The organism is Pseudomonas graminis (assembly GCF_004364335.1).
In the GTDB taxonomy this organism is placed as follows: Bacteria; Pseudomonadota; Gammaproteobacteria; order Pseudomonadales; family Pseudomonadaceae; genus Aquipseudomonas; species Aquipseudomonas graminis_D.
In genome coordinates this window covers 230,080-242,931 of the sequence record NZ_SOCR01000005.1, presented here as the reverse complement: position 1 = coordinate 242,931, position 12,852 = coordinate 230,080, and the positions used below count along the sequence as shown (strand labels likewise).

The window sequence follows — 12,852 nt, the reverse complement described above, 5'->3', positions numbered from 1 at the left end:
ATAGGGTCAAAAAGGAAGTTCTAGATCCGGTGCTACGTGTTTCAACTGGGTGTGAAAGACGTCCTTTATCCGTTGCAGCTCAAGCTCTGTTTCGGCTTCGAAGCGCAACACCAGCACTGGCGTGGTATTGGACGCGCGAACCAGGCCCCAGCCTTTCGGATAATCAACCCGCACACCATCGATGCTGGTGAGGTTGGCGTTGCCCCACTGCGCGTCGCGCTCCAGCGCTTCCATGATGCTGAACTTGCGGGTCTCGGTGACTTTGATGTTGATCTCGGGCGTTGATAGATCGTTTGGAAAGGTCTGAAAAAGCTCCTCGGCGCTGAGTTTTTCCTGGCTGAGGATTTCCAGCAGACGCGCTGCGCTGTAGATGCCGTCGTCGAAGCCGTACCAGCGCTCCTTGAAGAAGATGTGTCCACTCATCTCGCCTGCCAGCAGCGCGCCGCTTTCTTTCATCTTCTTCTTGATCAGCGAATGCCCAGTCTTCCACATAACCGGACGGCCGCCGTATTCGTGGATCAACGGTATCAGGCGGCGCGTGCATTTGACGTCGAAAATCACATCGGCACCGGGATTGCGCTTGACCACATCGCGGGCAAACAGCATCAGCAGGCGGTCAGGGTAGATGATGGTGCCGGTATTGGTGACAACACCGACACGATCGGCATCACCGTCGAAGGCCAGGCCCAGATCGGCACCGGTTTCCCGGACCTTGGCGATCAGGTCCTGAAGATTCTCCGGCTTGCCCGGATCAGGGTGATGGTTGGGGAAATTGCCGTCGACTTCGCAGTACAGCGGAATGACTTCGCAATTCAGTGCTTCGATCAATTGCGGGGCGATGACGCCGCCTACACCGTTGCCGCAGTCCACCACCACTTTCATGCGCCGCGCGAGTACGACATCGCCAATGATCTGGCTGGCATAACGGTCGAGGATATTGACCTTGATGATGCTGCCTTTGGCGGATGGCAGGTCATTGGCCTTGATGCGTTCGTGCAGGGCCTGGATCTGCTCGTCTGCCAGGGTGTCGCCGGCAATGACGATCTTGAAGCCGTTGTAATCTTTCGGGTTGTGGCTGCCCGTCAGCATGACGCCGGTTTTTCCCGCCAGTACGTGAGTGGCGTAGTACAGCGCCGGCGTAGGCACCAGTCCGATGTCGCTGACGTGGCAGCCGCTGTCATGCAGCCCCTTGATCAAGTCCGCGACCAGCTCAGGCCCCGAGAGTCGCCCGTCGCGGCCTACCGAAACATGCGGCTCGCCCTGCGCAAGACTTTCCGCACCGACGGCTCGGCCGATCCAGTAGGCGGTTTCGGCGCTCAGCGTATCGCCAACAATGCCGCGAATGTCATAGGCGCGAAATATCGTGTCGGGAAAGGGCGGGGCGCTGGACGCGCTGCTGATCATGGCGTGGGAGGGCTCCGGCTGCGTGAGTTCCTGGGGGTCATCGATCAAGTCGAGGTCAAGAATATCGGTGTCCTGGAAAAGCGGGTCGGTCAGGTGGTCCTCCTCCTCCGACACGACGGGAAGACGCGGTGCAGGACCGTTCAGCGATGACCCGGTTGTCGACGCGTGATCCGCCGGCGCAGCGCCTGTCGGACTATTGCGCAACGAGAACCGCGCCATGCTCTGGGCGAGCCCGTTCAATGCTGGCAGGCTCAAGCTGAAGGCTTTAACGGCCTTGCCTCCGGAGAGTTCTTGCAGCAATTGCTCAAGCTGCCGCGCATCAGCCGCCACTCGACGCTTGAGCGCACTCTCGTTCAGATACAACCCCAACAGCATCGCCCCGGCGGCAACCAGCAAGGCGAGCAGCAGCATCAGCCATGGCGTTGAGCCTTGCAGCGCGGGACCGGCGGCAAACGTCAGTTTCCAGTTGGGGTAGCCGGTAGAGAATTCCTGGGGACGGCTGCCATCGTCCTCGCCACGCGTTAGAAAATTCTGCGCGGTGGCGGTACCAAACTGTTGAGCGAGCACCACCTGACCTACATCGGCGGGTGCCTCGGGGAGCGCGTTGATCAGGCGCTGCGGATTGAAGGCCAGCAATAGGGTGCCGGTGATCGGCGCGTCTGGCGCCGTGCGCAGGGGCGCGGCGCTGTAAATCAGCCATTTGTCGCCGACCTTGCGTGCTTCGGGAGCAGGCGTTTCGCCTTTGCCGGCCTTGGTCAGCATGTCCAGCGTGGCGAAGCTGACAGGGAGCGCGCTTTGGGTGTCTACGCCGTTGAACCCTACAGGGTTGAGCCGCGCACCCACCACGCCGTCGCGGTACCGCAGCTGATTCTGCGCGCCTTCGATGAACGTCGGATTGTTGCTCAACAGGGCCTGGCTCAGCGCGGCGTCCATTGCAGCGGCCTGGGTGTCGGCGTTGATCTGGCGCAATGCTTTGTTGACGGCTCCTGCCTGCGCGCTGCCCCAGGCTTGAACCAGCTGCTCCTGTTGCTGCGGCTGGCTTTGAATCGCAAGCCACACCAGCACCATTGCCGCGAGCAGGCCGATGAGCGCAGGAATGAGGCCGGGACTCGCCAGGCTCAGATTGGCATCTTTGCCAGCCGGGACAGTTGTTTCCGCGGTGGGGGTCGCTTTGGCTGTGCGTTTGATGCCTTTCAAACTAACTCTCCCTGCTGGGTCGTCCTGACGCGTTCTTGTTGTTTTCGCACCGCTCAAAGCCCGTCAGGGCACAAGCGATGCGTTAGCCAAAGTAAGTGTGTGTTGCGGGATCAGTGGCTGCCGGAGTGACCGAAGCCCCCTGCGCCGCGCTGACTTTCATCGAACTCTTCGACGATTTCAAAGTGCGCCTGCACCACCGGGACGAGTACAAGCTGAGCCAGACGCTCGCCGATGGAGATCTTGAAAGCGGTCTGGCCGCGGTTCCAGCAGGAGACCATCAGCTCGCCTTGATAATCGGAGTCGATCAGGCCAACCAGGTTGCCCAGCACGATGCCGTGTTTATGGCCCAGGCCAGAGCGCGGCAGAATCAGCGCAGCCAGGCCAGGGTCTGCGATGTATATCGACAGCCCGGTGGGAATCAGGAGGGTCTGGCCGGGTTCGAGCAGGGTGTCTTCTTTCAGCATGGCGCGCAGGTCCAGGCCGGCCGAGCCTGAAGTGGCGTAAGCGGGAAGCGGAAATTCGCTGCCAATGCGAGGGTCGAGGATCTTGGCTTGTAGAGCGTGCATTCGTGATTAAACCTGGTTCATGCGATCGGCGATAAAAGTCACCAGCTGCCGCGCGATCTTGGCTTTGCTGGTCTGGGCGAAGAGCGTCGCTTGCAACGCTCGGTCGATCACGCTGCAGGCGTTTTCTTCGCTGTTGAAGCCAATGCTGGGATTGGCGACGTCATTGGCGACGATCAGATCAAGGTTCTTGTCCTTGAGCTTGCGTGCGGCGTAATCAAGCAGGTGTTCGGTTTCGGCCGCGAAGCCGACGCTGAACGGGCGATCCTGGCGCTGGGCAATGGTGGCGAGAATGTCCGGGTTGCGGACCATCTGCAGCAGAAGACCATCACCGGTCGTGGGATCTTTCTTCAATTTTTGTGTGGCGACAACTTCCGGCCGGTAGTCCGCGACGGCTGCGGAGGCGATGAAGAGATCGCAAGGCATGGCGTCTTCGCAGGCGGCGAGCATGTCGCGGGCGCTGACGACGTCGACACGCGACACCCGGTCAGGCGTCTGCAGGTTCACCGGGCCGGTGATCAGGGTGACGCGCGCGCCCGCTTCGGCAGCGGCCTCGGCCAGGGCAAAGCCCATTTTCCCGGAGCTGTGGTTGGTGATGTAGCGAACCGGGTCGATGTTTTCCTGGGTAGGGCCGGCTGTGATCAATACGTGCTTGCCGGTCAGCGTCAGGTGTTGAAAGCAATCGGCGGCGGATTGCGCCAGATCATTGGGTTCGAGCATGCGCCCATAGCCCACATCACCACAGGCCTGGCTGCCGCTGGCTGGGCCGAACATGCGCAGACCGCGCTGTTCGAGCAGCTGCAGATTGGCCTGCACGGAGGGGTCGCGCCACATGGCCTGATTCATCGCGGGCGCGACGGCGACGATAGCGTCGGTCGCCAGCACCACGGTGGTCAGCAAATCATTGGCAATGCCTTGGGCCAGGCGGGCCATAAGGTCAGCGGTGCCCGGTGCGATAAGGATCATGTCGGCCCATTTGGCCAGTTCGATATGGCCCATGGCGGCTTCGGCTGCGGGGTCGAGCAAATCCAGGTGGACGGGGTGGCCGGACAAGGCCTGCATGGTCAGCGGGGTGATGAATTCAGCGCCGCCTTTGGTCATGACGACGCGGACTTCTGCACCGTGGTCGCGCAAACGGCGGACCAGTTCGGCGCTCTTGTAGGCCGCGATGCCACCGCCGACGCCGAGAACGATGCGTTTTCGATACAGCCGCTGCATAGGCCTGCCTTTAGGTCAGTTAACACGCGGCAATCATTGGCCTCCCCAGGCCTGACTGTCGCGCAAAAAAGAGCGGCTAAGATAGCACAGCGACCGCACGGGAACAGCGGCGCCACAGACAGGGAGCTGCTATGAGTATTCGCGATTGGCCGGCGGCAGAGCGTCCGCGGGAGAAGCTGCTGGAACGGGGGGCGTCGAGCTTGTCAGACGCTGAATTGCTGGCGATTTTCTTGCGCACGGGCGTCTCGGGCAGAAGTGCCGTGGACCTGGCCCGGCACCTTTTGAACCAGTTCGGCAGCTTGCGCGCGTTGCTGGAAGCCAACTTGACGGCGTTCAGCAGCGAGCTGGGTCTTGGGCCCGCCAAGTTCGCGCAGTTGCAGGCTGTAATGGAAATGGCCCGGCGCAACATGGGCGAGGATTTGAAGCGCGATTCTGTGCTGGAAAACCCGACCCAAGTGCGTCGTTACCTCAAGGCGCTTCTACGGCACGAGCCCCATGAAGTCTTTGGCTGCCTGTTTCTGGACAGCAAGAACCGGGTTCAGACGTTCGAAGTGCTGTTTCACGGCTCGATCAACACGGCGCATGTTCATGCGCGGCAGGTGGTCAAACGGGCACTGGCCCACAACTCGGCAGGATTGATCCTCTGTCACAACCACCCCTCCGGCGTCAAAGACGCCAGCGAAGCCGACATCGACCTGACGCGGCATCTGAAACAGGCGCTGGCGCTGGTGGACGTGGTGGTGCTGGACCACCTGATCATCGGCGACGGCGATCCGCTGTCGATGGTTGAGTATGGGTTGATGTAAAGCCCGCGACGGAGGGTTGCCGCCGCATGTGGACTGGCCATGCCCCGACTTGTAGGACCGGCTTCAGCCGGGAAAGCGTCGGCAGTCACACCGCAAAACTAACGGTGTACAAACCGGCCTCTTCCCGGCTAAAGCCGGCGCCACTAAAAGCGTCGTGGGCATCCAGCGGCATCGGCTGTGACCTCGACAGTGGGACCGGCTTTAGCCGGGAAAGCGTCGGCAGTCACGCCGCACTCCTATGATTTTTGCGAATTACTTCACGGTCACTTTGGAGAAATCCTGACGACCGAACGGGCTCACGCTGTAACCCTCAACATTCTTGCGAGTCAGCGCGTACGCCGTTGGATGCGCAAGAGGCAGCCACAGTGCCTGCTTCTGGATCTGCTCCTGGGCCTGGTGATACAGCTTGCTGCGTTGGGCCTGATCGGTTACGGCCTTGCCCTGACGGATCAGCTTGTCCAGCCCTTCATCACAGTAGCGCGCGAAGTTGGTTCCGGATTTGACGGCGGCGCAGGAGAACTGTGGCGTCAGGAAGTTATCCGGATCGCCGTTATCACCCGCCCAGCCCATGAACAGCAGGTCATGCTCGCCTGTCTTGGCGCGACGAATCAGCTCGCCCCATTCGATAACTTTGATCTCTGCCTTGATGCCTACAGCAGCCAAGTCGTTCTGCAGCAACTGCGCGCCGGCGTTCGGATTAGGGTTGAGCAAGCTACCTGACGGGCGAGTCCAGATCGTCGTCTTGAATCCGTCTTTCAGACCAGCATTGGCCAGCAGGTCCTTGGCTTTCGCCACATCATGTTTGTAGCCGGGCAAGTCGCTGGCGTAACCCCACGTCGTAGGCGGATACGGACCGTTGGCCGGGCTTGCCGAACCTTCGAACACCGCTTTCAGGTAAGTGTCTTTGTCGAACGCCAGGTTGATTGCCTGACGCACTTGCGGCTTGTCCAACGGCGGATGCTGACTGTTGATAGCCAGGAAAGCGGTCATAAAGGCAGGCGTTTTTTCAACCTGCAGGTTGGGATCCTTCACGGCTTCTGCGACATCAAGAGGCTTGGGCGACAGGGCAACCTGGCACTCATTGCGGCGAATTCGTTGCAGGCGAACGTTGGCGTCCGGCGTGATCGCATACACCAGCGTATCGACGGCGGGCTTGCCGGCGAAATAATCCGGGTTGGCCTCGTAACGCACCACCGAGTCTTTCTGGAAGCGCTTGAAGACGAAAGGACCGGTGCCGATCGGCTGGCTGTTGAGCTTCTCCGGAGTGCCGGCCTTCAACAACTGCGCGGTGTACTCGGCGGAATAAATAGAAGCGAAGCCCATGCTGAGCGTCGCCAGAAATGTCGCGTCCGGGTGGTCCAGGGTAATACGCACCGTGTTGGCGTCGGTCGCCACGACTTTCTTGATGAGCGACGGCCATTGCATCGACTGCGCGTGAGGGAAGCCCTGTGCAGCGACCTTGTTCCAGGGATTAGCCGGATCGAGCATGCGCTGGAAGCTGAACACCACGTCGTCAGCGTTGAGCTCGCGGGTCGGGGTGAAGTAATCGGTGTGATGGAATTTCACGCCGGCGCGAAGTTTGAAGTCATAGGTCAGCCCGTCAGGCGACACACTCCAGCTCTGCGCCAGGCTGGGAACCAACTTGGCGGATGCTGCGTCGTAGTCCACCAGACGGTTCATCAGTACGTCCGCCGAAGCATTGGTGGTGGTCAGCGAGTTGTACTGCACCACGTCGAAGCCTTCAGGGCTGGCTTCCGTGCAGACGCTCAACGTCATTGCCGCCTGGGCCATCAACGGCGTGGACAGGGACGCGAGCAACAGGGGTAGAACGGCTAGGCGCATGGCGATTTTCCTTTCAGAGATAGCCCATCTGCCGGCGCAGTCTGGAGAGTCAGTAACCCTAGACCATCGATTGGTGCAGAACAATCGCTGCGGCGCGACGAGTGGTATATTTCCCGCCGCGCCTAACGCCGCTGGCCTTGTCGGGTTCAAAGCCCGTGCGTTCTGGCAGGCAATTCGTGGTTTGTGTTGTTGCACCGGGGGCTTTCTGGTATAAAGCAGCGCTCTTTTCTAGGGGCCCGCTGCCTTCACCGCAGGTGTGGCCGGTAAGACCCCTGAAGAAACGCGGCGCCTGGCGCCAAATGACTGAGAGATTAAGCGGCCAACCCATGCCGGGTTGGGCATGTGGTTTTAGAGGGCTGAGGCATGTCGAGAGTATGTCAAGTTACCGGTAAGGGTCCGGTAACCGGGAATAACATTTCCCACGCAAACAACAAAACCCGTCGTCGTTTCCTGCCAAACCTGCAGCATCACCGCTTCTGGGTTGAAGAAGAGAAACGCTTCGTACGTCTGCGCGTATCTGCTAAAGGCATGCGTATCATCGACAAGCGTGGTATCACGGTTGTTCTGGCCGAAATCCGCCGTGCTGGCGCGAAGGTCTAAGGGAGAAAATCATGCGTGAATTGATCCGTTTGGTGTCGACCGCTAACACCGGCCACTTCTACACCACCGACAAGAACAAGCGCACGACTCCGGACAAAATCGAAATTAAAAAATTCGATCCGGTTGTTCGTAAGCACGTGATCTACAAAGAAGCCAAAATCAAGTAATTGATTTTTGCGTCTTACAAAAAAGCCCGCAGCGATGCGGGCTTTTTTGTGGCTGAAGGAAAGCCGGTCACATCACCCTCAAGCCTTCTGTTCGAACACTACATAGATCTTGCGGCAGGCTTCCAGCACTTCCCACGTCCCTTTAAAACCTGCGGGAATCACGAAACGGTCACCGGCGCGCAGGGTCTTCGACTTGCCTTCTTCGTCACGAAGGACCGAAACGCCCTGCACGATTTCACAATACTCATGCTCGGTGTAATTCACTTTCCACTGGCCGACTTCCCCTTCCCAGACGCCTGCATTCAGCTGCCCGCACGGGCTGTTGTAATGGTTGTAAACCGTCTGGTTCGGCTCGCCCTTGAGAATCTTTTCAGCGGCAGGCGTGAAACGCTCCGCTGCAGTAGTGGCTTCGCTGAAGTCGACGATGCTTTCGATGCTCATATCTGATTCCTGAAAGTGGGCGCTGCGTGATTGTTGCTCGTCGAGGATCGTGTGGAAAGCGCAGGCGATCCCGGGAGCTGTTGAATAAAATGCACGATCCGGCCAGATTTCGCCCACTTATGTCCAATATATTGGAAATTCGCCCAATGCTGGTTTAGGGTGGCGAATGCCTTCGGCCGATCCGATGACGCGTCAGGCCCCGTCCTGAAGCCCGATTCGAGTGCGAAGAGGCGCCTATTTCATAAGAGGAGGACGTTTCATGACCACCCTGACTCATGCTGACTGGGAACAACGCGCCCAGGACCTGAAAATCGAAGGCCGTGCTTTCATCAATGGTGAATACACAGACGCCGCATCCGGCTCGACGTTCGACTGCATCAGTCCGGTCGATGGCCGCTTCCTCGCCCACGTCGCCAGTTGTGACGCCGCCGATGCACAGCGCGCCGTCGAAAACGCCCGGGCTACGTTCAATTCCGGCGTCTGGTCGCGATTGGCGCCGGCCAAGCGCAAGGCCGCCATGCTTCGTCTGGCCGAGCTGATCAACGAGAATGTCGAAGAGCTCGCGCTGCTCGAAACCCTCGACATGGGCAAGCCCATCAGCGACTCCTACGGCATCGACATTCCCGGCTCCGCTCAGGCGTTGAGCTGGAGCGGCGAGGCCATCGACAAGCTGTACGACGAAGTCGCGCCCACCCCGCACGATCAACTGGGCCTGGTAACGCGCGAGCCGATTGGCGTGGTGGCGGCCATTGTGCCGTGGAATTTCCCGCTGCTGATGGCTTCCTGGAAACTCGGTCCTGCGCTGTCGAGCGGCAACTCGGTGATCCTCAAGCCGTCGGAGAAATCCCCGCTGACCGCCATCCGCGTCGCGCAGCTCGCCATCGAAGCCGGTATTCCGGCGGGCGTGCTGAATGTGCTGCCGGGTTACGGCCACACGGTGGGTAAAGCACTGGCGCTGCACATGGACGTCGACACGGCGGTGTTCACCGGGTCGACGAAGATTGCCAAGCAATTGCTGATCTACTCGGGCGAATCGAACATGAAACGTGTCTGGCTGGAAGCCGGCGGCAAGAGCCCGAACATCGTCTTCGCCGATGCGCCGGATCTGCAGGCTGCGGCCGAGTCTGCCGCCAGCGCTATTGCGTTCAACCAGGGCGAGGTCTGCACGGCCGGTTCCCGCCTATTGGTCGAGCGCTCGATCAAAGAGAAATTCCTGCCGATGGTGATCGAAGCGCTGAAAGCCTGGAAGCCGGGCAATCCGCTTGATCCGGCAACCACGGTCGGCGCGCTGGTCGATACCCAGCAGATGAATACCGTGCTGTCTTACATTGAAGCCGGCCACACCGATGGCGCCAAGCTGGTCGTTGGTGGCAAGCGCATTCTCCAGGAAACCGGCGGCACCTACGTTGAGCCGACGATCTTCGACGGCGTGACCAACGCGATGAAGATCGCTCAGGAAGAGATCTTCGGGCCGGTGCTTTCTGTGCTCACCTTCGATACCGCTGAAGAAGCCATTCAGATTGCCAACGACACGCCTTATGGCCTGGCCGCGGCGGTGTGGACGTCTGACTTGTCCAAGGCGCATCTGACCGCGAAGGCGTTGCGCGCGGGCAGCGTGTGGGTCAATCAGTACGATGGCGGCGACATGACCGCGCCATTTGGTGGCTTCAAGCAGTCCGGCAACGGGCGCGACAAGTCGCTGCATGCGTTCGATAAATACACCGAGCTGAAGGCGACCTGGATCAAGCTGTAAAAGGCCGCACGCCTTCAAAACTTAGGCGCAGTAAAAACCGACGCAGCCGGGCTTCCCTAAAAAGCCCGGCTGTTTTGTTTCGTCCTTTTCAGCCACAGGAGCGTGGTGATGCGTTGGGGTACTTATTTCGCTGTGCTGGCGTCTGTATTGAGTGTCGGCCTGGCGCTGGGCGTTAGCATGCCGTTGGTGTCGCTGCGGCTGGAAGCCTGGGGTTACGGCGCGTTTGCCATTGGCGTCATGGCTGCTATGCCGGCCATTGGCGTGTTGCTGGGCGCCAGTTTAGCCAGCCGGCTCGCTTCTAGACTCGGCACCGCCAACCTGATGCGGCTGTGCCTGTGGGCCGGGTCATTTTCAGTGGGTTTGCTGGCGTTACTGCCTAATTACTGGGTCTGGCTGGTCCTGCGCCTGATGCTCGGGACGATCCTTACGATTGTGTTCGTGCTCGGGGAAAGCTGGATCAACCAGTTGGTGATCGAACGGCTGCGCGGCAAGCTGGTAGCGCTGTACGGCAGTTCCTATGCGTTGAGTCAGCTGGGCGGGCCGGTGCTGCTGGGCTTCATTGGCACTGAAGCAGATTACGGGTTCTGGGTCGGGACCCTGTTGCTGGCGGTATCGCCGTTTCTATTGCTGGGCAGAACCGGTGCGCCGAGCGCGGAATCCAGCCATGTGACGCTGCGCGACCTGGGCGGCTTCTGTCGGGGTTTGCCGGCCATTGCATGGGCCATCGCGCTGTTCGCCGGCTTTGAAGCGATGATTCTGACCTTGCTGCCGGTGTATTGCCTGCAACAGGGCTTCACGCCTGAAATCGCCCTGGCGATGGTCAGCACTGTGGTGGTGGGTGATGCGCTTCTGCAACTACCGATTGGCGCGCTGGCCGACAGGGTTTCCCGACGGCGGCTGTTTTTCGGGTGTGCGCTGGTGCTGATGGTGTCAAGCCTGGCGATCCCGCTGCTGGTCGACACAGTCGCCATCTGGCCGCTGTGGGTGCTGTTTGGCGCGAGTGCGGGCGGGCTGTTCACGCTGTCGCTGATTCTGATTGGCGAGCGTTACCGCGATGACGCCCTGGTGCGCGCTAATGCCCATGTCGCTCAGCTGTGGGGGATTGGTTGCCTGCTCGGCCCCTTGGCGGCAGGTGCCGGCAGCCAGTGGGTCAGCGGTCAGGCGCTGCCGTTGCTGATGGCGGCGGGGGCGCTGGGGTTGGTCATCCTGTCCCAGCGTCCCAAGGCATTTGGCGCGCAAGCGGTGGCGGCTTAAAGCATCTTTTCCAGGCCGACCGCCGTGCTGAACCAGGCGTTCATCCGGCGCCACCAGTCGCCAGGCTCCTTGGACAGCGTGTGGATTTTGCCGTTGTCCTCGGTCACCCACACCAGCCGGTCGTTCTCCAGCTTGACCTGATAGCTGATGGCCGGCGCCATACCCTGAAGCGCCAGTTCGCGCAGGTATTCGGTCAGCTCGGGGCTGTCGACCAGCACGCCGACTTCGGTGTTCCACAGCACTGATCGTGGGTCGAAATTGAACGAACCCACGAACATTTTCTGCCGGTCAAAGATCATCGCTTTGCTGTGCAGGCTCGATTCCGAGCCGCCCTTGATCAGGTTTGTGTGCAGAAATGCAGGTCCGCTCCCCCTGGCGTTGCTCGGGTCTCCTGGCTGGCGGCGCAGTTCGAACAGCTTCACGCCATGCTCCAGCAGCGCTCGCCGGTACGGCGTATAGCCGCCATGCACTGCCGGGACGTCGGTGGCCTCCAGCGAATTCGTCAACAGGTTCACCGATACGCCTTTATTTGAAAGTCCGGTCAGGTACACCAAGCCTTCCTGCCCGGGGACGAAGTAGGCCGAGATCAGCATCAGTTCCTTATGCACGTTGCCCAGATCAGGGCTGAGTTGGGTCGCCAACAGCAGGTGCGGGTCAGGCTCGCCCCGTGACAGCACCTTGGTCGGGGCGTCCCACAAGGCCTGGTTGTGCGCCCAGATCAGCTCATTGAGCCAGGTTTTCATGCGCGGGTGAGCCCGATAGTCCATCAGCCGTTCATACAGGGCCTTTTTGTCCACGTGCGCCTGATCCAGCGACTCGGCCAGACGCACGCGCGCCTTGGACAGATCCTTGCGGTCGGGCGGCCAGTAGAGGAAGTCGTTGATCGGCTTGCTCAACGTGCTGTTCCAGTACTGATCGAAACTGTGGCCCAGCTGTTCGGCGACCGGGCCCACGCTGAGCATGTCGATGTCGGTGAAATTCAGATTGGGTTCGGCGTCGAAATATTCATCGCCCAGATTGCGCCCGCCGACGATGGCCACGGCGCCGTCGGCCAGCCACAGCTTGTTGTGCATGCGTCGATGCTGCTGGGACAGATTGAACAGCCGGCCCATATTACGGGTGGCGCCCATGCTGCGGCCCAGATTGAGCGGATTGAACAGGCGGATCTGAATGTTCGGGTGCGCAGCGAGTGTGCCAATGACTTCATCCAGCCCGTCGCTGGTGGTGTCGTCCAGCAGGATGCGCACGCGAACGCCGCGATCGGCGGCTTTGAGCAATTCGTCAACCAGCGCCCGGGTGCTCAGGCCGTCGTGAACGATGTAGTACTGCAGGTCCAGGCTGGTTTTGGCGTTGCGGATCAGCTCGGCGCGGGCCATGAAGGCTTCGGTGCTGTTGGGCAGCAGGCGGAAGCCCGAGCGACCTTCGTGAGGTGTCGCCTGGGCCATGATCGAGCGACCGAACGAGGATTGCGCTGCCGGCAGCGCCTGACTCGGGCCGTCGGGGGCGGGCGTGTGTGCGCAACCGCTGAGGCCAAGGCCAAGCGCGAGGAGGAGGGGCACCGCTCGTAAGTTGGTCAACGCGGTCATCCGAAAATCAGTCATGGCGAT

At 60.5% G+C, this 12,852-nt stretch carries 11 protein-coding genes; 5 read left to right on the top strand and 6 right to left on the bottom strand.

Annotated elements, in window-relative coordinates; translation table 11 throughout:
• Positions 1-6: 6 nt before the first annotated feature.
• From EC919_RS27415 to coaBC, 3 genes are all read right to left on the bottom strand, one after another.
• Positions 7-1,404 carry a phosphomannomutase/phosphoglucomutase gene (locus EC919_RS27415; RefSeq protein ID WP_243842243.1) on the bottom strand — a complete coding sequence of 466 codons (1,398 nt, stop codon included), beginning with the start codon at positions 1,402-1,404 and terminating at the stop codon, positions 7-9.
• 1,307 nt (positions 1,405-2,711) lie between these two features.
• Positions 2,712-3,167: a dUTP diphosphatase gene (gene dut / locus EC919_RS11030; RefSeq protein ID WP_133773855.1), complete on the bottom strand. Its 456-nt coding sequence runs from the start codon at positions 3,165-3,167 to the stop codon at positions 2,712-2,714.
• 6 nt (positions 3,168-3,173) lie between these two features.
• The gene (gene coaBC / locus EC919_RS11025) at positions 3,174-4,382 is read right to left on the bottom strand and encodes a bifunctional phosphopantothenoylcysteine decarboxylase/phosphopantothenate--cysteine ligase CoaBC (RefSeq protein ID WP_133773853.1); all 1,209 of its coding nucleotides are present in this window, start codon (positions 4,380-4,382) and stop codon (positions 3,174-3,176) included.
• Positions 4,383-4,513: 131 nt separating this feature from the next.
• Here coaBC and radC point away from each other — a divergent pair, with 131 nt between their 5' ends.
• Positions 4,514-5,188, top strand: a complete 675-nt coding sequence (gene radC, locus EC919_RS11020; RefSeq protein ID WP_065988236.1) for a RadC family protein — start codon at positions 4,514-4,516, stop codon at positions 5,186-5,188.
• Positions 5,189-5,440: 252 nt separating this feature from the next.
• Here the strand turns inward: radC and EC919_RS11015 are convergent, their stop codons facing one another.
• On the bottom strand, positions 5,441-7,030 hold the full coding sequence (locus tag EC919_RS11015; protein ID WP_133773852.1) for an ABC transporter substrate-binding protein: 1,590 nt from the start codon (positions 7,028-7,030) through the stop codon (positions 5,441-5,443).
• 363 nt (positions 7,031-7,393) lie between these two features.
• On the opposite strand from EC919_RS11015, the gene rpmB reads away from it, so the two are divergent.
• Positions 7,394-7,630, top strand: a complete 237-nt coding sequence (gene rpmB / locus EC919_RS11010) for a 50S ribosomal protein L28 (RefSeq protein ID WP_037016669.1) — start codon at positions 7,394-7,396, stop codon at positions 7,628-7,630.
• Between the two features lie 11 nt (positions 7,631-7,641).
• Positions 7,642-7,797 carry a 50S ribosomal protein L33 gene (gene rpmG, locus EC919_RS11005; protein WP_010225867.1) on the top strand — a complete coding sequence of 52 codons (156 nt, stop codon included), beginning with the start codon at positions 7,642-7,644 and terminating at the stop codon, positions 7,795-7,797.
• 78 nt (positions 7,798-7,875) lie between these two features.
• Here the strand turns inward: rpmG and EC919_RS11000 are convergent, their stop codons facing one another.
• A complete protein-coding gene (locus tag EC919_RS11000) occupies positions 7,876-8,238 on the bottom strand; it encodes a cupin domain-containing protein (protein WP_074893116.1) in 363 nt (120 codons plus the stop codon).
• Positions 8,239-8,497: 259 nt separating this feature from the next.
• Between EC919_RS11000 and EC919_RS10995 the strand changes: the two genes are divergently transcribed.
• The gene (locus EC919_RS10995) at positions 8,498-9,991 is read left to right on the top strand and encodes an aldehyde dehydrogenase (RefSeq protein ID WP_133773850.1); all 1,494 of its coding nucleotides are present in this window, start codon (positions 8,498-8,500) and stop codon (positions 9,989-9,991) included.
• A 108-nt stretch (positions 9,992-10,099) separates the two neighbouring features.
• A complete protein-coding gene (locus EC919_RS10990; RefSeq protein ID WP_133773848.1) occupies positions 10,100-11,245 on the top strand; it encodes an MFS transporter in 1,146 nt (381 codons plus the stop codon).
• Here the strand turns inward: EC919_RS10990 and EC919_RS10985 are convergent.
• Complete coding sequence (locus EC919_RS10985) at positions 11,242-12,831, bottom strand: phospholipase D family protein (protein ID WP_166650534.1); 1,590 nt, start codon at positions 12,829-12,831, stop codon at positions 11,242-11,244. The genes EC919_RS10990 and EC919_RS10985 overlap by 4 nt on opposite strands.
• Positions 12,832-12,852: the final 21 nt, after the last annotated feature.

Excerpts from the sequence above, each read along its gene's own strand:
- EC919_RS27415 (WP_243842243.1), bottom strand. The coding sequence starts at position 1,404 with ATGATCAGCAGCGCGTCCAGCGCCCCGCCCTTTCCCGACACGATATTT.
- dut (WP_133773855.1), bottom strand. The coding sequence starts at position 3,167 with ATGCACGCTCTACAAGCCAAGATCCTCGACCCTCGCATTGGCAGCGAA.
- coaBC (WP_133773853.1), bottom strand. The coding sequence starts at position 4,382 with ATGCAGCGGCTGTATCGAAAACGCATCGTTCTCGGCGTCGGCGGTGGC.
- radC (WP_065988236.1), top strand. The coding sequence starts at position 4,514 with ATGAGTATTCGCGATTGGCCGGCGGCAGAGCGTCCGCGGGAGAAGCTG.
- EC919_RS11015 (WP_133773852.1), bottom strand. The coding sequence starts at position 7,030 with ATGCGCCTAGCCGTTCTACCCCTGTTGCTCGCGTCCCTGTCCACGCCG.
- rpmB (WP_037016669.1), top strand. The coding sequence starts at position 7,394 with ATGTCGAGAGTATGTCAAGTTACCGGTAAGGGTCCGGTAACCGGGAAT.
- rpmG (WP_010225867.1), top strand. The coding sequence starts at position 7,642 with ATGCGTGAATTGATCCGTTTGGTGTCGACCGCTAACACCGGCCACTTC.
- EC919_RS11000 (WP_074893116.1), bottom strand. The coding sequence starts at position 8,238 with ATGAGCATCGAAAGCATCGTCGACTTCAGCGAAGCCACTACTGCAGCG.
- EC919_RS10995 (WP_133773850.1), top strand. The coding sequence starts at position 8,498 with ATGACCACCCTGACTCATGCTGACTGGGAACAACGCGCCCAGGACCTG.
- EC919_RS10990 (WP_133773848.1), top strand. The coding sequence starts at position 10,100 with ATGCGTTGGGGTACTTATTTCGCTGTGCTGGCGTCTGTATTGAGTGTC.
- EC919_RS10985 (WP_166650534.1), bottom strand. The coding sequence starts at position 12,831 with ATGACCGCGTTGACCAACTTACGAGCGGTGCCCCTCCTCCTCGCGCTT.